At 45.0% G+C, this 23,457-nt stretch carries 19 protein-coding genes; all 19 read right to left on the reverse strand.

Translation table 11 applies throughout. The features are described 5' to 3' along the window. Nucleotides 1–15: 15 nt before the first annotated feature. The 19 genes from L2730_RS10330 to L2730_RS10420 all read right to left on the reverse strand — a co-directional run bounded on the left by L2730_RS10330 (nt 16) and on the right by L2730_RS10420 (nt 23,440). Nucleotides 16–987, reverse strand: coding sequence for an HlyD family secretion protein (locus L2730_RS10330; RefSeq protein WP_248974525.1), 972 nt, complete (start codon nt 985–987; stop codon nt 16–18). Next, complete coding sequence (locus L2730_RS10335; protein ID WP_248974526.1) at nt 977–2,368, reverse strand: TolC family protein; 1,392 nt, start codon at nt 2,366–2,368, stop codon at nt 977–979. The genes L2730_RS10330 and L2730_RS10335 overlap by 11 nt, the downstream gene beginning before the upstream one ends. Nucleotides 2,369–2,503: 135 nt before the next feature. Further along, nucleotides 2,504–3,952 carry a metalloprotease TldD gene (gene tldD, locus L2730_RS10340; protein ID WP_248974527.1) on the reverse strand — a complete coding sequence of 483 codons (1,449 nt, stop codon included), beginning with the start codon at nt 3,950–3,952 and terminating at the stop codon, nt 2,504–2,506. A 109-nt stretch (nt 3,953–4,061) separates the two neighbouring features. Next, nucleotides 4,062–4,895: a carbon-nitrogen hydrolase family protein gene (locus L2730_RS10345; RefSeq protein ID WP_248974528.1), complete on the reverse strand. Its 834-nt coding sequence runs from the start codon at nt 4,893–4,895 to the stop codon at nt 4,062–4,064. After that, nucleotides 4,819–9,006, reverse strand: coding sequence for a YhdP family protein (locus L2730_RS10350; RefSeq protein ID WP_248974529.1), 4,188 nt, complete (start codon nt 9,004–9,006; stop codon nt 4,819–4,821). The genes L2730_RS10345 and L2730_RS10350 overlap by 77 nt, the downstream gene beginning before the upstream one ends. After that, nucleotides 9,006–10,472: a ribonuclease G gene (gene rng, locus L2730_RS10355; RefSeq protein WP_428848449.1), complete on the reverse strand. Its 1,467-nt coding sequence runs from the start codon at nt 10,470–10,472 to the stop codon at nt 9,006–9,008. Before rng ends, L2730_RS10350 begins: the two co-directional genes overlap by 1 nt. A gap of 138 nt (nt 10,473–10,610) precedes the next feature. Next, the gene (locus L2730_RS10360) at nt 10,611–11,207 is read right to left on the reverse strand and encodes a Maf family protein (protein ID WP_248974531.1); all 597 of its coding nucleotides are present in this window, start codon (nt 11,205–11,207) and stop codon (nt 10,611–10,613) included. 89 nt (nt 11,208–11,296) lie between these two features. Continuing rightward, nucleotides 11,297–11,785, reverse strand: coding sequence for a rod shape-determining protein MreD (mreD, locus tag L2730_RS10365; protein ID WP_220736878.1), 489 nt, complete (start codon nt 11,783–11,785; stop codon nt 11,297–11,299). Beyond that, nucleotides 11,782–12,669: a rod shape-determining protein MreC gene (gene mreC / locus L2730_RS10370; protein WP_248974532.1), complete on the reverse strand. Its 888-nt coding sequence runs from the start codon at nt 12,667–12,669 to the stop codon at nt 11,782–11,784. Before mreC ends, mreD begins: the two co-directional genes overlap by 4 nt. 39 nt (nt 12,670–12,708) lie before the next feature. Then, the gene (locus L2730_RS10375) at nt 12,709–13,758 is read right to left on the reverse strand and encodes a rod shape-determining protein (RefSeq protein WP_020910715.1); all 1,050 of its coding nucleotides are present in this window, start codon (nt 13,756–13,758) and stop codon (nt 12,709–12,711) included. A gap of 193 nt (nt 13,759–13,951) precedes the next feature. Next, entirely contained in the window at nt 13,952–18,592 is a 4,641-nt protein-coding gene (locus L2730_RS10380; RefSeq protein WP_248974533.1) for a DUF6701 domain-containing protein, read from the reverse strand. Next, entirely contained in the window at nt 18,585–19,067 is a 483-nt protein-coding gene (locus L2730_RS10385; RefSeq protein WP_248974534.1) for an MSHA biogenesis protein MshP, read from the reverse strand. Before L2730_RS10385 ends, L2730_RS10380 begins: the two co-directional genes overlap by 8 nt. Nucleotides 19,068–19,083: 16 nt before the next feature. Continuing rightward, nucleotides 19,084–19,962 carry a PilW family protein gene (locus L2730_RS10390; RefSeq protein ID WP_248974535.1) on the reverse strand — a complete coding sequence of 293 codons (879 nt, stop codon included), beginning with the start codon at nt 19,960–19,962 and terminating at the stop codon, nt 19,084–19,086. Next, nucleotides 19,962–20,525, reverse strand: coding sequence for a type IV pilus modification PilV family protein (locus L2730_RS10395; RefSeq protein WP_248974536.1), 564 nt, complete (start codon nt 20,523–20,525; stop codon nt 19,962–19,964). The genes L2730_RS10390 and L2730_RS10395 overlap by 1 nt, the downstream gene beginning before the upstream one ends. Beyond that, nucleotides 20,515–21,000 carry a pilus assembly FimT family protein gene (locus tag L2730_RS10400; RefSeq protein WP_248974537.1) on the reverse strand — a complete coding sequence of 162 codons (486 nt, stop codon included), beginning with the start codon at nt 20,998–21,000 and terminating at the stop codon, nt 20,515–20,517. The genes L2730_RS10395 and L2730_RS10400 overlap by 11 nt, the downstream gene beginning before the upstream one ends. 189 nt (nt 21,001–21,189) lie before the next feature. After that, nucleotides 21,190–21,654: a type II secretion system protein gene (locus tag L2730_RS10405; RefSeq protein ID WP_248974538.1), complete on the reverse strand. Its 465-nt coding sequence runs from the start codon at nt 21,652–21,654 to the stop codon at nt 21,190–21,192. A gap of 13 nt (nt 21,655–21,667) precedes the next feature. Next, complete coding sequence (locus L2730_RS10410) at nt 21,668–22,180, reverse strand: type II secretion system protein (protein WP_248974602.1); 513 nt, start codon at nt 22,178–22,180, stop codon at nt 21,668–21,670. 83 nt (nt 22,181–22,263) lie between these two features. Continuing rightward, nucleotides 22,264–22,875, reverse strand: coding sequence for a pilus assembly FimT family protein (locus tag L2730_RS10415; protein WP_346347821.1), 612 nt, complete (start codon nt 22,873–22,875; stop codon nt 22,264–22,266). Between the two features lie 73 nt (nt 22,876–22,948). Then, nucleotides 22,949–23,440, reverse strand: a complete 492-nt coding sequence (locus L2730_RS10420) for a hypothetical protein (RefSeq protein ID WP_248974540.1) — start codon at nt 23,438–23,440, stop codon at nt 22,949–22,951. Nucleotides 23,441–23,457 lie beyond the last annotated feature (17 nt).

Below are 23,457 nucleotides of genomic sequence, written 5' to 3' on the forward strand. Positions count from 1 at the left end.
TCGGGCTACACTGGGTTATAGAGCAAATAGAACTGACATACCAACCCTTAGGTCAGTAATCACTTCACTGGGGCGTAGCTCAACTTGAAAAGTGCGCATATCAAAGTCATGGCCACTTTCCGTTGCGCGCCAAGTGGCAAAGTCACCCATCACCGCAATATGGCTAACGGTAAACTCTACATCACGTCCTAAAGCAGGGATAGTTAATGACAATGTTTGTCCCTGTTTAACCAGTTTCAGCTGGTCTTCTCTAATTTGAAATACTGCCCAGGCATCGCTCATGTCGATTAGACTAACAACAGGAAAACCGCTTGGTGCGAGTTCACCAGCTTGCAGTAAAACTTCGCTCACTTCAGCATTTTTGGGTGAGCGCATTTGGCTATCGGCAAGTATGGCGTTAACTTCATTTACCGCGCCTTCAGCCATAAGGGCATTACCTGCTGCTGCAGCTTTAGTTTCATCACGAGCACCTTCATCAGCCATCTGGTACATAGCCAATGCAGCTTGTTCGGTATACTTGGCAGCTTGCCACTGAGTAAAGGCCTCATCTCGCTTCTGTCTTGCCATTACACCTTCGTTAAACAGCGCCTCAACACGATCAAAGGTGGTGCTGGCAAGCTTGGAAGCCGCTTGTGCCTTCAACCACTGCTCTTTTGACGCCATAACCTCCTGTTTACGCGCGCCATTGTCAGCTTCTTGCTGCATAGCTTTAGCTGCATCACGGCCCCCTTCTGCTTGCATCAGCTTAGCCTGCAACTCTGGGCTGTAGATCGCGTATAACAAGTCACCTTGATTGACTATATCACCTCGGCGAACTAACACTTGCTCAACACGGCCAGGGACTTTAGATGAGATATTATATTCGCGAGCTTCTATCTGCCCCTGTAACACTTGAGATTTCGGCGTATAAGCTAATACTAAGCCGTAAGCGAGTATCCCAATGAGCACAATCATTGTGATTGCAGCTAAGATGCGATTAGTGCGCATTATATTCCCCTTGCTGAAGGCTTCTTCCAATAAATTCATCTAGCTGACCGCTAATCGCCATCAGTCTTGCATAAGCTTGTACGTAGCGATATTGCGCGCCAAGTTGTTGGGTTTCTACCGCGGTGAGCTTAAGCTCTGCATCCACTTTTTCAATAGAAGTGGATAACCCCTGCCTGAAGGCGATATCACGCAAACGTTTATTTTCTTCCGCCAAACTCAGCGAGGTATTTAGCGAAACAACTTCCTCTTGCGCTTGCAGCAATTGACGGTAGCTTTGTTCCAGCAATAGGTTTAGATCTTGTTGGGTTTGCGCTTTAGTGTATCTAGCCTGCAATAGTGCACTCTTAGCCGCTTCCACTTTGCCGCTGCGGCCATCTCGGCTAATAAGAGGGATATTTACCCCAACACCAACCATCCAATCAGGCTCTACCTTGGAGAACAAGCTGTCGTCTTCATAAAGTGTGTAATTACCGTAAAGGAACACAGTAGGATAATAGCTGCCCTTCTCGACACTAATAAGTCCCTGAGCTTGATCCTCTTTTGCAGCTAACAGCTTCAAAGCAGGGTGTTGATTCATGGTCAGTTGAGACAGTTGAGGCAGAGACGGCGCACTCTTTATCATAAACATCGGCGAAGTCGCATCCACTTGACGCTCATGCAACATCCGAGACAGTGCGATCATTGCCATTTCAGCTTGACGCTTGGCGCTGCCGTAACTCACTCTGGCATTTTCTAGTGCAACCTGCGCATTGAGCCGCTCTACCTTGGCAATCTGTCCTTGCTGCTCAAGTTTTTGAGCGTGAGATGCATGTAATGTGAGAGAATCAACCAGCTGCTTTTGAGTCTTGGCGAGTGTTTCAGTTACCGCTACAGCGTAATAGCGATCGACTAGGCTGACGAATAGGTCGCGAGTAGTAAGCTTTAGCTGTTCCTCTTTCTCGGCAACGTGGGCTTCATGAATCGCTTGTGCAGCGGTGATTTTTCCGCCGGTATAGATTGGCCACATCGCCTGTAAGCTCGAACGGAAAATATCTTGTTCAGTAAAAGGAGTGATAAACAAGGAACCAGGGATCCCAGCAAGTGCTCCACCTAAAGCCGGCGGTAAGGTAGCAGGATCGAGTGAAGCGAGAGGATTAAGGTCGCGCAAATCCAATTCAATCGGTTTTTCTAAACGAGTATAACTGCCCTTAATACTGACTGAGGGCAGGTTCATATCTTCACCAGCAACACGCTCAGCCTCTGCGCGGTTGACCTCTTGCGTACCAGCTTGCAACTTATCACTCACTTGGAGCAACTGCTGCCAAGCTTGATCAAAGGCTATAGGCTTAGCTTGTATCGACAGCGGAAAAACTAACAAAATAGCACAAAGCGAACGTTTCATTGGCACCTCTAGAGCTTATACTCTATTTAATGTGCGGATGGTATCATTGCTAACAGTCATTGCGCTAGGATCTAGTGCAATGACTGACTACTAAATCCTAGTTTACTTTGAATATTTTGCTTCTACAGAAGTTTATTAAGCTGTACCACCAACGGTCAGTTTATCCAGTTTAAGAGTCGGTTGACCAACCCCTACAGGGACACTTTGGCCATCTTTACCACAAACTCCGACACCTTTATCCAGTGCTAGATCATTGCCGACCATCGAAATCTGACTCATTGACTCAGGGCCGTTACCAATTAAGGTTGCGCCTTTAATTGGCTGGGTAATTTCACCGTTTTCAATAAGATAGGCTTCAGAAGCAGAAAAGACAAACTTTCCTGAAGTTATATCGACCTGACCACCACCAAAGTTAGGTGCGTAAACCCCCTTTTTAACAGACTTAATGATCTCTTCCGGATCGGAATCCCCTGCTTCCATGTAGGTGTTAGTCATACGTGGCATCGGTAGGTGTGCATAAGATTCGCGGCGACCATTACCAGTCGAACGTTCACCCATCAGGCCTGCATTAAGCTTATCTTGCATGTAGCCCTTTAAGATCCCATCTTCAATTAGTACCGTCTTCTGTGTTGGTGTGCCTTCGTCATCAATACTCAATGAGCCACGACGATCGGCAATAGTGCCATCATCAACTACAGTAACCAATTTAGAGGCCACTTGCTGGCCAACTTTGCCGCTAAAGGCGCTGCTGCCTTTACGGTTAAAGTCACCTTCTAAGCCATGACCTACTGCTTCATGCAATAAAACCCCGGGCCAACCTGCGCCTAATACCACTGGCATTTCACCCGCAGGAGCATCTATCGCTTGAAGATTAACTTGCGCTTGGCGCACAGCTTCTCGTGCAAACGCAAAGCAATAGGGTAGACCATCGTCGCCATCAGCCAGCAATACATCGTAACTATGACGCCCGCCACCACCAGAGCCACCGCGCTCGCGCTTGTCACCCTCTTGTAGAATGACACTGCAATTAAAACGAACCAAGGGTCTGATATCGGCCGCTAAAGTTCCATCACTGGCTGCAACTAATATCTCTTCATGCACCCCAGATAAACTCACAACCACCTGAATGATCCGTTCATCAAGACTACGAATATAGGCATCAGCCTCTTTTAAAAGGGCGATTTTTTTAACCTCTTCCATCGCTGCGATAGGGTCCGCACTAAGGTAAAGCGCTTTATCATGTTGCTGCTTCCAAGCGTTCACTTTGCCACTGCCACCAGAGAGCGCAATGCCACGCGCTGCGGTTGCTGCTGCTTCTAAAGCTGTTGGATTGATTTCATCAGCGTAGGCAAAACCGGTTTTCTCACCGGTTATAGCTCTAACACCCACGCCACGCTCAATATGAAAACTACCATCTTTAACAATGCCATCCTCTAGCACCCAAGACTCGTGGCGACTACCTTGAAAATAAAGATCAGAGAAATCAATCTTGTGCTCATGGATACGCTTCAAATAGCTTTGTAGATCATCTATTGCTAATCCATCTTGCAGAAGACTTTGTCCAACTTGGGTTAAAAATGACATCAATTCTCTCTCTTCGACCAAATTTAGTTCTATTTAAAAGGCGCTTAACAATAAGCAGCTCTATATGATTTAATATTACATGCTAAAGCCAATTAGTTTTAGCTTAAGCTTACTCGCTCAATCTCGGTGACTGAAAACGATTATGGTTGATTATTGGCATTTTAGCGCGAACATCTACCAACTCACTCATATCCAGTTCTGCACTAAGCCAGCCCGTTCCAGTCGGCTTTTCAGCAATAACATTTCCCCACGGGCCAATAATCATACTTTGCCCCCAAGTTTCACGCCCACCATCATTATGAACTCCCCATTGCGCTGCGGCTAAAACAAAACATTGAGTCTCGATGGCGCGAGCTTGCAGCAGTACTTGCCAATGCGCTTCGCCTGTCACTTTAGTAAAGGCGGCTGGCAGTGCGATAATTTCAGCCCCGGCTTCACGTAGCGCTCTAAATAGATCGGGGAAACGGATATCGTAGCAGATCGACAAGCCGAGTTTACCAAAGGGAGTGTCAACGACCGTGATATGTTTACCAGGGCAGAACGCATCACTTTCACGATACTGCTTGGTGCCATCAGACACCTCTACATCGAATAGATGCAGCTTATCGTAAAAACCCAATATGCTAGCATCGGTGTCGAATACATAGCAGCGGTTATAGATACGGCCGTCTTCAGCCAGAATAGGAATACTGCCAGCGACTAGCACTATGCTGTATTTCGACGCTAACGCAGCTAAGTCATGCTTCAGCTGGCTGTGAGCTTCATCGGTGGCATATTCTAGCTGTTGGCTCTCTCGCCCGCCAAACAGCAAGCAGCACTCAGGTAGAACCACCAGCTGCTGGCTATCAATTTGACGCGTTAGCTGTTTAAGCTGCGACTCGATGAATTCTAGATTCTCGGCTACGCTGCGACTGCTTTGACATTGCAGTAGATTCACTTGCATCAGACTCTCCCTGTATCAACTTCAAAGTGGGTTGCCCACTAACTGGCTCAAAGTTGGATTGCTCAGCCGCTTTGCCAGCTGGATTTGCTTGTGTTGGAACGCCTTCAGCTTGTGGGCTCGCGGCAGCTTCCACGGCAATTTGTTCGTTTGGTTCTGATGGAGGTCTTTGACTGCCCTCCACTTCGGGACTTAACTCTGTAGGGTTCGAATTAGGCTCAATAATGCCGCCCTGCTCCTCTGTCTTGCTCGTTGGCTCTATAACCTTTTTAGGCAATACAGACTCAGGAATTTCAATCTCTTTACTCTTACGCGATAGCTCTTCAAGTTTAGGCTCAGACATGGTGCCGGTTAACCTAAAGCGGATCTCGGAGATAACCTCAATGACTGGCTCCAATACTTTCGTTAGTGCAAAAGCGCCAAGACCTAATGTCCAACCACCGGTACTAAGTAGCACAACGGTTGGCACGCTAGAGGCAAGTTTAGGCACAAAGCGAATATCGTAATTCAGGCTTTCGCTCATTAAATTGGTATAGCCGCGTACTCGCATATTACCGGCGACCGCTTTCATTTCGGTATCGGTTGTTTTTACCACCCCGTTATCCAACTTCAAAGTCCCCGTAAACGAGTCAAAGTATAACCCTTTGCCAAATACATCGGAAAAATCGAGAGACAATTTACGCAGTAATGAGTCGAGACTAAATAACGAGAATATCCGAGCGCCTTTATCACTGACCTCAGATAGATGTCCTTTACCAAGTTCAAAACCGATTTGACCGTTTAATGTCTCTAGCGAAAATGCATAAGGTGCTCCGCGCCAAGAGATCTCTCCAGTCACCGAAGTCGGTGCATCTTTCAAACCTGGATCGAAGCCAAGCTGCTTTGAAAGGTGATCAAATTTTGTTGCATCCAGCGTTAAATTAAATGAAGTTAAGCTTTCACCATTCACGATAGACCAACTGCCGTTACCCTGAAGCTTCACCTCATCAGTTGTCATTGACAACGTCTGAATATTGTAAGTATCAGCTTTAGGTGTAGCTTGCAATACAAGGTGACCCATGGGGCGATCGAACATCATAAAATCATCAACATCAACGGCGAGCGGTGGCAGATTTGCTAACACCGTATCGGATTTGTAATGCGCAGTTTCATCTGGTTTAGCTTCTGGCGATAGATAAAGTTTACTGGCTACAACTTTAAGTCCCTGCTTAACCCAGTCAGGGTAAAAATCTATTCTGCCATCAAACTGCTCTGATGTAGCATCAAAACGCCAAGAATGCTCTGTTGGTGCCGCGCTAAAATGCAGTTCATTAAGCGCTTGTCCCATCAAATCAAGCTCATTAAAGTTCGCATCAATTGACACCAATGGTGGGAAAAAGCTCTTAGAAGTAACGGTAGTGTCAGTCGGTAATTCAGATTTAGCCGTAAAACTCTGAATAATCGGTAACCATGGTGAAAATTCTGTTTTATCGAGTTCTATCTGCAGGTGTCCCTGTTTCTTACGTAGTTGATCACCTGGTTTAAATAGACGGCCGAGGAGCAGATCAAAATGCGCCAAACCGTTACCAGATTCAACATCAAAGCCTCCCCAAAACTCTAGCTGCTTATTGAGCTTAATCCCTAAAGATGACTGTTTATTATCACCGATAAGCTCGGCTGTAAACGCTGCTGCTTGCTCAGATGATTTAGCAAATGGAGCTGGTAAATCAAACTCAGTGCCAATGAGGTCACTGTCCACTCTTGCTTGAATTCGATAGCCTGTGGGGTCAAAAATAAGCATCAAACCGCCAGACCAATCGACATTGCCCTTATAGTAATCACTCAATGGGTTATTAAGCTCAACGGGTAAATTGGCCAGCTGCCACTGACCTGCTAGATCAACATTCACTGCATAGTTTTTATTTACGTTACCCGTATCAAAACTAAACTGTAACGGTTGTCCGTACATCAAGGCGCTAATGTCACTGCCCGTCACCACATCATTGGTGAACTGAACTTGCCCTGTGACACTTTCCAGCGCGATACCTGGCTCACTAATAAAAACAGGTGTTTTATCAAAATCTACCGTGCCTTTAATTACAGCATCTGCGCCATCATATAAGGGAATACTAAGATCAAGTTCACCGGTAATATCACCATTAATCTGCACCACATCAAGGGTTGAACCCACGGAGCTTTTTAAAGGAGACAGCTGGATAACAGCGTTAGCTGCAGCTGCTTTAGTGGCTAAATCGGCTTTTACCACCAGTAGACTTTCATGGCTCATAGAGGGGATACCAATATAGGCACCCGCTGCAGACACATCCATCAACTGACCTTTATTGACCCACAAATCCATCGCTGCATTCTCAAACAATGCTGATAGATTGAGGTCAGAGACAGCTGGCCAAGTCTGTTGGAACTCAAAATTGGCTTTATCGAGTGTAAAGCCGGCTTGGAAAATACCGGCGCTTTGCGCATAAGGGTAATCTTTAAAAGCGCCATGCCACACGATCACGGCATCGTCAGTTTTCCCCGCCTTCAATGCCCCTGTTAAATAAGTCACTAAGCCATCACTCATCCCTTTTAGTGGAAAGTAGCGATGTGCATTGGCAACATCATTGATCTTAAGTTCGGCTAACAACGCCATGTGAGCGGCATCAGAAAACTCTAGTCGAGTTGAGGCATCAAGTGAAATATCGGCGTTACTAAAATGTACTTTGGGTAATATTAGTGCCGAAGTTTGGAAATCAAACAGACCAGAGAATGCTTCGCCATCTAACGCTAAAGGAGCCTCAAAACCATCATCAAAGTCGACAATGTATTGCTGCTTAGGCAACAGAAAACTGAGTGACTCACCCGTTACCACCAACTTGGCATCAATAGGACTAAGACCTGGGATCCCATCATGCGCTTGCCAACTAACACCATGAATATCAGCCGACAAATTAGGAGGTTGGTTTGCTCGAGTCCACTGAAAGTGAGCGTTGTCTATTTCCCCTTTGGGATCTAAAGATTGCCAAGCATCTAAGGCGGCCAAATCAACCCCAGGAATAAGTGGTAATAAAGGCAATATAGTGGCGAGATTTAACTGGCTTAAATAAGCGTCGATACTATCGCCATCTTGCTTGGCACTGAGTATAGGCAACGGCCAATTCTCGTCATTAGTCGCAAACGTAAGAGCATGACTGCTAACCTGCCAGCCACTATCATTAGGCTGCCAACGCATAGCGCCTGATTTAATTTCAAACTTTTGCGCTTCGTCATTTAAGAACCATTCCAACCAGCTAGGCTGAAATGCTACGGTCGCATCCTGTATCTCTCTGTTGGCCAAGCTAACCCACGCCTCAAGATTAACCACCCCTTCGAGCTGCAATTTCTTATCAGCATCAAAAGGATCTGGCTGGCGTGATGCCCACTCACCGATATCAAGCGACTCAGCAGCAAGATAAAACTGGCCGACTAAAGATTCCGGTTTATATCCATCGCCTTTAATATCAACACTTAAAGAGAGCAGTTCAACCTCGGATGCTTGCTCATCTAAAAACAATTTACCTTGACCACGATGGCGCTGGGCAGAATTACGCCACTTCATATCTTTAATAAAAATAGGTCGGTACTGGTGCTTGCTACTCAGCAATTGCAATCGAGCATTAACGATGGAGAAGCGATCGAGCTGCTCGAGCATCAATTTATAGATCCAGTCTGTTTCCATCTTGGCGCTTGATGAAGTAGAACTAGACGCCAGTCTGTCTAGATCGACCGCCACATGGGCACCATCAAAAATGACATCTTCAATCTGCGGTGTTGCTGTCAGCAAGCTTTGCCAGAAATCAAATTTAAAGTGGACTTGCTCAAAGAGCAGTGTAACCGGGAGACTCTCTTGTGAGGGCAATACAAAGTTCTTTACCGTTAATGCAGGGCCAAACGCTTGCCACTCAGCCTGCAATTTGCCGACCTGAACCTCGACTTGATACTGCTCATAGATGTAATCCACCAACTCTAATCGAACTTGATCAAGTTGCGGCAGCAAACCTCGAAACAGGCTAACGACTAGCGCAAAAAGCACCAGTATAATAGCTAGAGACTGTAGACAAACTCTTGGAAAATTAAATTTAACCGACTTGGGTGACACTACATTATCACCACATCAAATTTATTCTGAGCGTACATAGGCTCATTTTGCAAGCGCACTCGTTTAGAGATATACACTTCGAGCTCTGCTAAAAGATGGCTCTCGTCACCTTTAAGGCTGTGGTATACCGCTGGCGCGCAATAAACTAAGAACTCATCGGCGTCATAGCCGCGATTCAAGCGAATTATTTCTCTGAAGATTTCATATGAAACTGTCTCTACCGTTTTTAAACTTCCAGTTCCAAGGCAAGAGGGGCATTCGCCGCACAGCACATGCTCTAGACTTTCACGGGTACGCTTACGTGTCATCTCAACTAAGCCAAGGCCTGAAAAACCACTAATATTGGTCTTAACTCTATCAACCGACAATGCAGCTTCAAGGCTAGAAAGAACGCGCTTTTGATGCTCAGCCTCTTGCATATCAATAAAGTCGATAATGATAATGCCGCCTAAATTACGTAGCCTTAATTGGCGGGCAATCGCTTGGGTTGCTTCTAGGTTGGTATTAAAGATAGTTTCTTCTAGATTTCGGTGACCAACAAACGCACCAGTGTTGATATCGACCGTCGTCATCGCTTCGGTTTGATCGATAATCAGGTAGCCACCGGACTTTAGCTCGACCTTACGGCCTAATGCGCGCTGCACTTCATTTTCGACATCATAGAGGTCAAAAATAGGGATAGGTCCATTATAGTGTTCAAGCTTATTGGCTATTTCAGGCATAAACTCATGGGCAAACTGCTGCAACTCTTCATAGGTCTGATTAGAGTCAACTTGAATTTGGTCCAGCTCAGTACCGACAAAGTCGCGTACGATTCGCACTGGCAGAGCCAAATCTTGATAGAGTAATGATACTCCTCGGCGCTTACGACGCTCGCTGACTTTTGCCCAGACACGTCTTAAAAAAGCGGCGTCTTGCACCAGCTCATCTTCGCCAGCACTCTCTGCTGCGGTGCGGATAATAAATCCACCATCATCATCAACAAAGGGTTCGGTTATTTTTTTAAGTCTTGCACGAATATCTTCACTTTCAATGCGCTGAGATACACCGACATGGCTAGAACCAGGCATAAAGACCAGATAACGAGACGGCAGAGTAATATCGGTAGTTAAGCGAGCGCCTTTAGTACCAAGAGGATCTTTAACCACCTGCACCATAATATCTTGGCCTTGTCTAACAAGCTCAGCAATATCACGTACAACAAAATTGCCTTTCTCTACATCGGCAACACACTCTGTATGCGGCACAATATCAGAGGCATGTAAAAACGCGGCCTTATCTAAACCTATATCGACAAATGCAGCCTGCATACCTGGTAGTACACGACTAACCTTTCCTTTATAGATATTACCAACCAAGCCACGCTTCATGCGTCGCTCAATATGAACCTCTTGCAGTACACCATGCTCAACTAAAGCTACCCGAGCTTCAGTTGGAGTCACATTGATCAGCAGTTCAGAACCAATTTTTCTCTGGACTCTACCTGGCACGATTCGACCTGTATTCAAAACTCACCCCACTTAGGGAAATAGCTAACTTAAAAGGATTCGACGCTACTGAGTATTTTCACAACCAACAATTTTTCTTATTATTAATTTGCAGGGTTATAAAATTTTCATCTCACACAACAACGCACGGGTTTCTACCAAAGGTAACCCAACTACTGCGGAATAACTTCCCTCAATAGCCTCAACAAAACTGCCTCCGAGTCCTTGGATCCCATAAGCTCCAGCCTTATCCATTGGCTCTCTTGTCGCGATATAAGCTAAAATATCAGCTTCAGTCATAGTGCAAAAATTAACGCCTGTTGTGACCAGCTTACTAAGCGTTTTATCGCCATCAGTAACGGCTACAGCAGTCATCACTTGATGTGCTCGGCCTGATAACTGAGCTAACATCGCTTTAGCATCGGCATCATCCACGGGTTTACCCAATATCTTGTCGCCTAGCACCACAATGGTATCGGAGCCCAGCACCACAATCTGTCCACTATCGGGGTGAAGCTCGAGACCTGCCTGCGCCTTCTCTGTTGCTAAGCGCACCACAAAATCTTCAGCCAACTCACCAGCACGATGGCTCTCATCTATATCTGTAGCCAGAATATCAAAACTAAATGAAGCGTTATCAGTTGAGTTCAAAAAGCTTAACTGAGCCAATAACTCTTTACGTCTTGGTGATGCCGAAGCGAGTACTAACTTCATTCTACAATACCTATTAGCTCGCACTTAGCAAAGAAGATGCCGCGCAAGTAGAAAATAATTAAATAAACGTTATTGCCAAGCGCTGCTAGCTAACGGACTTTATATAGGCGCCTTACCCGACGCAGGATCCAAAATATCCAAGGCCACATGATCAAACTTGAAAATGCTGGGTAAAATAAAGTGATATCAAAGGTTGCTGTCCCAGTGACAAACTGTACCCAGAACACAATCAGGTTATACAGCGCCACTTGAGTCGCCACCAGCAAAGCTTGTTGCCACATAGGGAAATTACGCAGGCGCTGAAAATGTAACACCACCACATAAACCACAATCGACATGGCAAATGCCCGAATACCTAACGTCGCCCCCAGCAAGATATCCAACATCACACCCAGCACCCAAGCCGTTAGAATGTTGTATCTATGTGGTAGCGCCATTGCCCAGTAAATAATGACTAGCAATAACCAATCTGGTCGCCACGCTTCAACCAGTCCTGGCAAAGGCATGATTTGAAACATCATCGCTACTAGCAAGCTCAGCCAAACGACCCAACGGCCATTCGCGACATGTAAACTCATGGTGTCGCCTCCTTGTTGGCTTCTAATGCAGCTTTAACACTTTCAGATGTAATTAACTCCGCTTCATCAGCTTCGATATCAGGCCAAATCAGCAGCAAGTAACGAATGCGATCGAGCGCTGCTAGAGGCTGTGCAATAACGGTTGCGTAGTTTTTGCCATCCTCTTTTTCGACCGACATGACCCGTGCGACGGGATAACCTTCAGGGAATCGCTTACCTAAACCAGAGGACACTAATAAATCCCCAGCGCGTACATCGGTACTTTTAGCAACATGGCGTAGCTCAAGCTCATCCAAAGAGCCGGTGCCGATAGCCATCATTCTCACGTCATTACGCGTAATTCGAACTGGAATACCATGGGAGGTATCAGATAGTAGCAGTACTCGGCTAGTCAACTCACTGACCTGCACGACTTGCCCCACTACGCCTTGAGCATCAACAACCGGTTGCCCAACGAAAACGCCACTGCGTGAACCACGGTTAAGCACAACATACTGATGGAATGGATCGCTGGCGACCTCCATGACTTCAGCAACCACTTTCTTTGAATCCATATGCACAGGAGAGCCTAACAAGCCACGTAAGCGGTCGTTTTCCTGACGCAGGTGTTCAAAACGTTGTAAGCGTTCACTCATCAACAGTTGTTGGCGTAGCAGCTCTTTGTTTTGCTTAGCCAACATATTGCGAGTGGCTAGGCTTTCGGCGGACTCGTCGAGCAATACCCCTGGGATATTGGCGACATACTGCAATGGACTTAAAAGTGAAGACAAGGAATTGCGCACAGGCTCAAGCCTGTCATTAGCGACAAGTAGAATAACTGACATGATGACAGCTAAGGTCAATCTAAATTGGTTGGATATACCGCGAACAAAAATAGGTTTCATAAAAAGCTAGGGCGGTAATCACCGCCCTTTTTAACCGTCTTAATTTTCTTCGGAGAATAAGTCGCCACCGTGCATATCGATCATCTCGAGGGCTTTACCGCCACCACGAGCCACACAAGTGAGTGGGTCGTCAGCAATCATCACAGGAATACCTGTTTCTTGCATCAGTAGACGATCCAGATCGCGAATAAGCGCGCCACCACCAGTCAGTACCATGCCGCGCTCTGAAATATCAGACGCCAATTCTGGTGGAGACTGTTCGAGTGCAACCATAACAGCACTAACGATGCCAGAAAGTGGCTCCTGCAGTGCTTCTAAAATTTCGTTACTATTTAGGGTAAAGCTACGCGGTACACCTTCTGCAAGGTTACGACCACGTACTTCAATCTCTAATACTTCGTCACCTGGGTAAGCGGTACCAATAGTGTGCTTAATACGTTCAGCCGTTGCTTCACCAATTAAGCTACCGTAGTTACGGCGTACGTAATTGATAATAGCATCATCAAACTTGTCACCACCGATACGTACAGATGAAGAGTAAACTACGCCGTTTAGCGAGATAATCGCCACTTCTGTAGTACCACCACCGATATCAACAACCATTGAACCAGTTGCTTCAGAAACCGGAAGACCTGCACCAATTGCCGCAGCCATTGGCTCTTCAATCAAATACACTTCACGTGCACCCGCGCCCATTGCTGATTCGCGAATAGCGCGTCGCTCAACTTGGGTCGCACCAACAGGGACACAAACCAAAACACGTGGGCTTGGGCGGAACACGCTGTTGTTATGCACTTGCTTGATAAAATGCTGTAGCATTTTTTCAGTCACGTAAAAGTCGGCAATCACACCGTCTTTCATCGGACGAATTGCTTGAATATTTCCTGGGGTACGACCTAGCATCTGCTTAGCTTCAGTACCGACGGCCGCAACCGACTTCTGACCCGAACCAGACCGTTCTCCACGGATGGCAACCACTGAAGGTTCGTTCAGAACGATCCCCTCTTCGCGGACGTAAATTAGCGTATTAGCTGTACCCAAATCGATCGAAAGATCATTAGAAAAAATGCCGCGTAGCTTCTTGAACATGTAACCAGCCTGTCTCTGTGGAGTCGAAGAAAAAAGAAATCAGGTAACTTTATCACGCTCTGTATATTCCACAAGGCCGTAGACGTTAACATTTGCTAATGAAGCAAAGTTTTTTGCAAAAACGAGGAAAACTGTGAGTCAATAGTTTGCCGCGGCCACGCGTTAATGGCGCTTATGCTTATACTGCTTACGTTTAATTAACTTCTCGCCAATATATAATGCGATCATGACCGCGATAAGTACCAAAGAAAGCACTGGCTCTTGGGTCTTCAAGTGTGGCGCTATCAAAGTTCCAATACCATTGCAGCCACTTATCAACATGTAGCTGTAAACCGACCTCACCTTCAGCATTGGGCGCGGGGAAATAGATAAAGCTTTTGCCTAAGCCGATTGAGCCTGTTTTACCGCTGCCGCCTGTGTTGGTAAAGCCCTCGACGGCGCCAAGTCCCGCATCAGGCGTTAACACTAAACCAGTATCCTCGACAACTGTTGCGGTAGTGGTATCGAAAACAGAGCAGCTATCTTGCCCATTACTCACCCACCGTGAATTTGCATCAACATATTCAGTGCCAAGCTCAAGCCGCAGCTCTTCTGATGAGGGGCCATAGGCATTTTGCATCACTAAACGGCCGTAGCGCATTTCAAAGTTGTCATCTTTGGCTATGTCATTAAAAGTGATACCTGTACAAGCAGCTGTCGCGTTCTCTTGATAGCAGATACCGTCAGTATCTTTGAGATCATTAACTTCAAGGCTGAGCTCAAAGACGGCATCAAAAGGTGTTATTAAAGCAGTGGTGCGGTTGTATCTAAGCGTGCCATCCATTAAATAGGCTGATCTAACCTCGCTGTCCGTACCATCAAGATAAGCAACAGTGCGACTATTAGGCTCTAACTCTTCAAGCACTGGGAATGTCGAGCCAGCAATATTATTGAATGTTCGATTAGTCCATTGATTTTGATACTTCCACCAATTTTCTACCTGATAGTTTTTAGTTTCATTACCATCGATATTTTTACCAAGCACCAGCAGCTTAGGCTCAGCCCCAGTTTTGAATAAAAATGGCTCGTCCATATAAGTAAACACACCACAACTTGCTTGAGGGGCTGGATTGTTAGGGGTTACCGTTAAGTAATAAGGGGTAAAGCGTCCTATTTTCTTCGTTGTTGCGCCAGGGATACTGTAGCCAAAATAGCCGCCAGCTTTAGGTTCTACTGAAAAAGTGAAAATACCCACTTCCGACACAGATTGTGCGATCACTTGCTCACCAGCATTTTGTTCGTATTCACTTTTGCCCAAGGTTCCAGTTTCACCACCTTCAGCGGCTGTTGGACTGATAAGCTCATGAGTCAATAGCATTTCGTCGTGAGAAAAGTTGGGAGTAATCGCATTGCCACTACAGATATCACTGTCACTATCTGACTGCCAAGCCATAGCTTTAACCTTGATATCAAACTCCTCTCCTGCTCTTTTATATTTCGCACTGCTAACACTACAGTTGGCACAGGAATCGGACTCTAAGCAGATCCCTACAGGTCGGCGAACAAATTTATTGCTACCGTCCATCACTAGGCCGTCTTCATCACCTGTTCCTGTATATCGTGCATTGAGCTGCATCTCGCCGGCATCGGCATAGTTAACGTCAATTTTAGCTTCGCCATTCTCATCAAAATTAAGGTTCAGGCTCTCAGCTGTTGCCAAAGAGATACCAACTTCCTTTTCAACACTGGCTGATTTAACCGAGACCTTCATGGTGCCTGTCGTAGGGTCTGAATAATCACTCCAGAAATTAAGCGATTTAGTTTGACTCTTAAATGCAGGCACACACGCTTGACCAACATCACTTTGCTTAACTGCCTTTACCAGAATATCCGTTGATGGTTTATTTGAAAGCTCATCAGGGATATCGAAAATAAACCCACTTTCGGCAAATGCAAGCGTACAACTGGCGCTATTTAGCGCCCCACTACCTTGCCTACAAAGAGTGTTACTGCCTGCAACCGTCGATGGGAAAGAACTAGAAACACCGATAGTCACCGGCGACACAGTATTAGAACGCAAACTCACTGTCGCTGTGCCATTAATCAGGTTAACCACATTGCCACCAACCCAGCCACCATTAGTCATTGATGCAGGTATTAGATTGGCTGTAACAGGATCGGTAAACAGATCGCACTCAGCATTACGACAGGCACGAATGGTCATCTCTTCTGCATTACAGGTTAGTGGACTACTTGAGTAATCAAACTCAAAGTGATGCACCAGTTGACCTAGAGGGTTTGAATCTAATGCACAAACTTCAAAGTTATCAATTTCATGGTTGTTATTAGCTCCACCTGTTGAGCCCGTTATAGATAGATAAAAATCATCAGGAACGCCGCCCTGTCCATCAATTTCCCTAGCATCAAATTCAGGCACTAATATTTGGAATCCATTGCCGTCTTTGATATCCCGCTCAACTAACACTAATGCTTGACCTGCTACTCGGGAGTCAACAGTGATTCTATACCTATGATTGGGCGAAGCTGTATTAGTCGGTCTTTTATCAATAGCCGGATTTAAATTGGCCGCAGTGCCAGCTAAGTACATGTAACTAGAGTTAGCTGAACCACGGATTGTGACTGATTGAGATCTAAATCCAGGCCCTCCGATTTTGCCCTCTGTTGGATTTGAGAAATTACCATATTCATCTAACCCGACTCCCATCCAACCGCCAGCAAAACCTGGTGTACCGTTGTTACGCTGAGCATAACCTAATGCACCGCCAAAGCTGCCTGGTTGTGGAGTGATAGATGCATCAGATAAAATAATAGCGACACCATCTCCTCCAGTCCCTGACGAGGGAGACCAAGCGTAATAGTCAAACTCAACCTTAACGAAATTATCAGCCGCAGGAAACAGGCGTTGATAAGTGCTCGATGTCGCTTGATTACCTCTTGCTGGCGTAATGCGCATTCGATTGGATTCAATTGCAGGAGCCGTAGAACTGCCCAGCGTTTTAATTGCCCAGTCGCTACCTAAATCATCACGATTAAAATCATCGTAGAAACACTGTAGTACAGGCGTTTCATCGTCATATGACAGCGCTACAAAAGCGTAATTTTCAGCGACATGGTTACGTTCGGAATCTTGATACTGATCTTCATCAACACCAATACTAACTTTATCATTTGTCAGAACACATCGTCTTAGCCAGCCACCATCCGGACCATTTCTCGAACTTTTACCTGCAACAAAAACGGGAGGTGTGTCGAAGCCCGTAAGATCACTTTCATATGCGCACTGATCATCGAGGTTTTTTACTGTGCTTCTAGGAATTGTCCAATAACCACTGTCGAAATGGTATTTAGTCTGTTTACTATTGAGTGAGATAGTGCCGTTGCCACTTTCCAATGCTAAATAGGCAATATCTTCACTTTGTAACTTATTGAGTTTAGTATTCGCGGGCTGACAATATTTATTACCGTAGCCATTACCTGAACCAGCATTAACCACCTCAGAGACGTCCATCCCTATAGAGAGTTGACTACCATTGGGATCTGCAATACTTGATAGCCAACAACTGTTATTAGCCGATTGAATTTGACTGAGCACTACATCAAAGCTCTGACTTAAAGAGACACTCTCATAATTGCCAAGCGTTTTATAAAGCACCTCATCAACCGCCTTAATACCCGCCTCAAATTTAGTGCCGTCAGAAAATTCGTGTGTTCCTGCTGTGGTGGCTATCCAGTGAACTTCTTCCATCGGCTTAGCGGAAATACCGGAGCCTTGAGGTGAACGCTGACTCCAACTAAAGCCTGCATTTGAAATGCTAGTAATAAAAACTGAGGCTGGACCATCATTATTATTAGGGTCATCCTCTGTGATAGTCGGCATCAAAAAAACCAACGGCGTGACACCAACATCAAAAGCTGTATCAAACGAAACTGTGCCTGACGTGGCTTTACCAAATTGGAAGTTTAGCGGCTGCTGTGGGCTAGCATCACAATTAGGAATGGTATCAATGTTATTAGAACTATCAGTAAAGGTAACTGAACTTCCCCCCTCTAGCTTTACCTCTTTCTCAGCAGTGACAGCGCCCTCAACTGAAGAACTTCCTTTAAGCTTTACGTTTTTCTCAGAAACAATATGCGCTAGAACATGATTTGAGCCTTGAAGTTCAAAGTCACCGTACGTGTAAATTAGCAGTTGTTCGGCTGAATTGGCGAGGTCACCATTCTTATGTTCATACTTATGATCTGGGCCAATAAACCAACTCACTGTACCATCGTCTGGGTAGATTACCGTTACGCCACTTTTTATTTCTAAATGCTTTATCCAATACTGCCCCGCTGCAAACTCTAGTGTTCCGCTTTCAGCTTTTAGGTGTTCCATCTTATAAACACCATTATCGGTGGTAAATCTTATCGCTCTATCACTGCCATCCTTTAAATGAATATGACCATAGTCACCAGCAGAAACGCTTATGTCGGGGTTGTTATAACTAGTTTCAATTTTCAGATCACTACTCGACCTGCATTGCTCAAAAGATATCCTCTCTGAAGGAATACGAGCTAATTCATCAGAGTCCTCACATTCAAGGGCATTACCAGAATTTGGAACACAGGCTTCACCTTTATCATCGACATCTTCGGAAGGAAGAGCACCATCTTGCGGCGCATTATAGAGTTTTGCAGAAGATTCGAATTTGAGCTTTCCTTTATCATCAGTAGAGTTAACCCCTTCAGGAAACGTTTGGCTCCAGTCTGTGGCGATTGCGTTTTGCGCGAACAAAACAGCCGATATAAGTAAGCTAAGAAGCAAACTAGCTCGGAATTTAACAAGATTAATCACGGGCTTCGACCTCCACGGTGCGATTAACGCGGATACAACTAGCATCGCTATTGGTGCCTGAGTCACACTGACCCGTGCTGCAAGTGGCTGTGCTGGTAATCAAGTATTGCGTCATATTTATCGGTAGTGTTGTAGTTGTCACAGCGTTACATCTAATATTAACCGAGCAACCATGAAAGCCGACTAAACCAGTGTCTGTTCCGATATTCCATGGCACCCCAGTAGGGTTGGCATTACAGGTTCCTACACCTACTTGATCAACCGGAAATAGTTCGGCTAAAGCCCTATCTGCACCACTATTTGCCGCTGCAAAAGCGCGAGTGCCCCATACTTCGAGGCTAATTTGTTGGTCTGCATCATCTAAAACATTGATAAGCGTCGCTGCTAACAAAAACATCACGGTGATAATAAACACACCGATGATCAGTGCGCTACCGCGCTGCTTAGTTAAAGGCTGCTTAAGAGTATGCTTCATTTTATTCTGCGACTGATTAGGGGACATTTATCACCTGCACTTGGTGATGATATTGCAGTGCTTGCCCCTGAACATCAAATAGAGGATTAAGGTGAACCATGGCATTATTTTGCAGTGTTCCTGGCGTGTATGCCATAGGTTCATTCGATGCGATGGTATTCTCTATATTCTCAGCCATTAATACCGCAGGTCCCATGTTTGCTGGCGAAGGTTGGGTTGTCGGGTTATTAAATCCGTAACCAGCGTAGCGATTAAGCAGAGCAAGTTCATCAGTGACCTTCTCAAAGCAGTAACTTACCGCGCCAGCCACCCCAAAATAACGTTGTCGCGGCGACATCTCGCTAAACTGTACTGTTTTATCAAACTCAACAGTAGTGGCATTAGTTAAGGCACTATTGGTAACCTCTTTTATGGTAAATAACTTACCTGTGATGCCATTGGCTGAGGTATAAACATCAGCAGGTCTTAACGGATAGATGAGTAACTGCTGATCTTTCGTTAACGGCGCGCTATTACTCGCTTGCATCACAATAGCTGTATTAGCGGCGGGTAAAGGGGCTACTGGCGCAAGAATATAGGAAGCACTAGAGGCAATAGGCATCATCTCAACACACTGCCAATCATTACCGCTACTTCGAACACGAATGCTATTGGGCACTGCATTACGAATATCACGAGTCATACGCTCAATGGCAAAGCGGCTCTGGCTCATCACTTGCTCAACCGAGGTTGAATCGATAAAAATACGAGTGCCAAAAATGAGAAAACTGCTGACACCTAGCACCAATATTCCAAGGATGATTACCACGGTAACCATTTCAACTAAAGTGAAGCCACGACTCTTACAAGCCATTTTTCTATTACGGTGCAGAGCAAATGTTAATGGCTTAGACATTAATAATTCCTCCTTATCGCGTTATAGGTAATCACTTCACCTGTAGGAGTCGTTACATTAACGGTTACAAGTTTACTATTCAAATCAGGGTGTTGATTATACGTAACCGCTACTGACAGCTGGTAGTTGATATAACGACTGGCATAGGTTTCGTTACTATTAAGCATTTCACTGTCAATGGTGAGGCCTATGTAATCATCAACATCGTTAAAGTCATTACGACCTTCTGTGGCCTCTGGGCCTAAATCACCCTCAGCAGTACAAGCTATCCCAGCAGGCAGACCCAGCAAAGGTTTTTCAACCGCACCACAAGCGGGAACACCGCCATTCGCATTGGTGTTCTGATCGTAACGCTTACCCCAAATCTCATTCAGTATCGAGTGCGCAAGTTCTGCCGAGCGGACTCTATGCAAGGTATCAGATGCTCTTTCAGCTTGGGGGAATAGCATGGTACTGAGCATCACAAAGGCGATGCTAATAACCACCATACCTACCACTAGCTCAACTAAGGTAAAACCCTTATGAGATGCCATAGAGGGCTTTGTGGCACAACTAGCCCGCATGAATATACCCCTCCGACTCAATTGCAATAAACTGAGTTTCATCAGCGAGCACTGTAATGCAGCGGCCACTGCAAAGGCTGCCATTCACAATAGGTACGCCTTGGGCATTAAACTCGACGCTGAAGTTGGTGGTTGTGGTATTGGTTAACATTAGCGAGGCACCACCTTGAAAGGTTTGCGCTGCATCTGTACGCGCAGGCGTGCCACTACAACCTTCGTTGAAACGGCCGTTATAGCGAGATACTTGATATTGAGTCGATGTTACAGACAAACGATAACAGCGGTCTTGATTATTCATCGCCATAATCTGCACTTTGCGCAGTTCAGCAATGAACTCTTCGCGCAGGGTAAAGGCGCTATAACTGGAAGTAGTAAAAAGACGCGGAATGACTACCACCGAAAGAATGGCGATTAAAATGATAGTGGTCACAAGCTCAACTAGAGTAAAGCCTGATTGGCGGTGCGCTGTAAGCATTGTCTGTCCTGATTGATGCAGCTAAGCAATGGTAGTAGTTACTCGGCTTAAGTATTAGGGAACCTAATACCAGAGACACTTATTCATCAGTGTCTAACAGTTTAATAAGTATGGCAAATAAAACGAGCGTGTTACGCCGTTAGTTATAAAAAAGGCCTGCTTAGCAGGCCTTTTTTATTTCAATATCAATTAACAGTCATCAGCGGTTGGCATTGTGCCGTAATCTGGTGGTGTTGTCGTGTTTGCAGCTTCAGTGTATGTAAATATACAAGTTGTTGGCGCATCTTTTTGCCTAAAGCTCAATATACCTGCCGTAGTTCCTGGTACGCTTTTAGTGTCCTCTACGATAACCCAATCACTAGCAGTTATATCTAACGCATCTGATACATTGTCTACATCAGCTTGAATGTAACCGTAATTTAAAACAGCTCCTTCAATTGTCTCTTCAGTAGCTTTCTCTTTTCCACCAATCGCAGCTTTTGAGTAATATAAAGAGTTCGCGCCTTGCAACGCTCCCTTCATACCTTGCAACGTAGAAACTCTAGCATCACTTTGTAAGTTGATAAATTTAGGTGCTGCGGTTACCGCTAGAATACCCAAAATAATAATAACCACCACTAACTCTATTAGTGTAAAACCATTTTGTTTTTGCATTTGAAAGCTCCGATTAGCAACCATTATCAGTTATCACGTATGTAGGGATAGTATTTGCATCAGCAGCTTGGGTGTAAACCAACTTGCAGGCAGCCTCAGAACCAGAAGTAGTGACTTCTTTCGGGGCACCATTTTGCGTGATAGTAATAATATTAGTACCCTCAACAACTAGCCAATCTGTATCCGCTGTACCAAAATTTGCATCAATTGCATTATTAAACTCATCTTCAGTCGCTTGAAGATAACCAAATTGTGTAATAGCCACATTCTCCGCACCGATATCTACACCGTCATCAGCATCTGCAGCCCAACCTGTTGCAGCTAGCTTTTCTTTCCCAGCTAAAGCAGCTTTGGCAAAAACTAAGCCATTAGCGCCTTGAATAGCACCTTTAACACCTTGCAGTGCTGACTGGCGAGCATCACTCTGTAAATTAATAAACTTAGGCGCGGCGGTTACGGCCAAAATACCGAGAATAATAATCACCACCACTAATTCAATTAGGGTAAAACCATTTTGTTTTTGCATATTGATATTCATTTTAATTCCTCAAAATACGAGTTACAGCTGATGGTAGCTCTTAATCTAAACCACGCATCAGCTACAAAAAATTAGTTGATAAAGCTTTGAACCTGGCCATTACCAGGGCTATAAGTCACACCTTTGCCAATCAATTGAGTCGGCACTGGATTTGGTTTGCCATTAGTATCATCTAGCACTAGTGATTCAACCAAATGGTAAACACAAAGATCTAAGCCCGTTATTGCATTTCCGTTAATGTCAATGCCTGTTCCATTGTTGTTATCACCACCAACATTTGGCTCAACACTAACAACATATCTTTGCTTACGTGCATCTTGGGTAGCTGATACGTTACGAGGTGCATTTTGTAAAACAGTATTAAAAACTTCACTACAGCGAGTGACATTCATATCTGTGGCAGAGTTTCCACCAGTCCCTGTTGGGAAGCCAAAACGAGTATCTAACTGGACACGCGCACCATCTAGAACAACATTGTTATTACGACGTCCATCAACTTCCCATTGTGAGCGCACAAAACTCACTGCTGTAGCCAAACCACCAGAAACACCTTCAACACTAACGTCTTCAGCATCTTCAGTTACATTCAAAAAACGTGGGATTGCTGTTGCTGCCAGCAGACCCAAAATTACAATCACAATCACTAATTCGATAAGGGAGAAACCCTTCTGATACTGTCTAATCATTTAAAGCCCCATTTGGTTATATGCTTATTCTATCAGCTTGTTAAAAATAGAAAACAGATAATTTCACTATTTACTTTACCCCTGTCAAAAAAATGACCCTACCAGAATCTATTTGATAGCTGATACTTCCGCCACTTTCGCCAATATACCGACACACGCCTAAACTGGAATTGAACTTAGTGACAATTTGTTGCGAATAACCAGTCCCCAACAATTCATCAATTAGATCACGACAACCAGTAACAGTTGTTTCACTGGGCAGCGGCCAACCACCTTTTGCCATAGAGACAAAACCAGTTGATTCAATATCTCCATCCAATTCACTGCGCCAATCCAATTTTAACTGTTCAGGTTTACCTCTAATTAACCACTGAGAGCGGATAACGCCCAAAGTATTCAGTAGTCTATTATGATCAACCAATATATGTTGCTGGCTTGCCTGCTTAATACCGCCAAAATAACCAAAAGCTAAATAAGACAATACTAACAATAGTATAACTAGCGCAAAAATCTTGCCAAAAAGCGTTAAAAGTTCATTATCAGCCTTTTGTTGACTAAGCACTGTTACTACCCACAACG

It is taken from the genome of Shewanella kaireitica (assembly GCF_023284045.1).
In the GTDB taxonomy this organism is placed as follows: Bacteria; Pseudomonadota; Gammaproteobacteria; order Enterobacterales; family Shewanellaceae; genus Shewanella; species Shewanella kaireitica.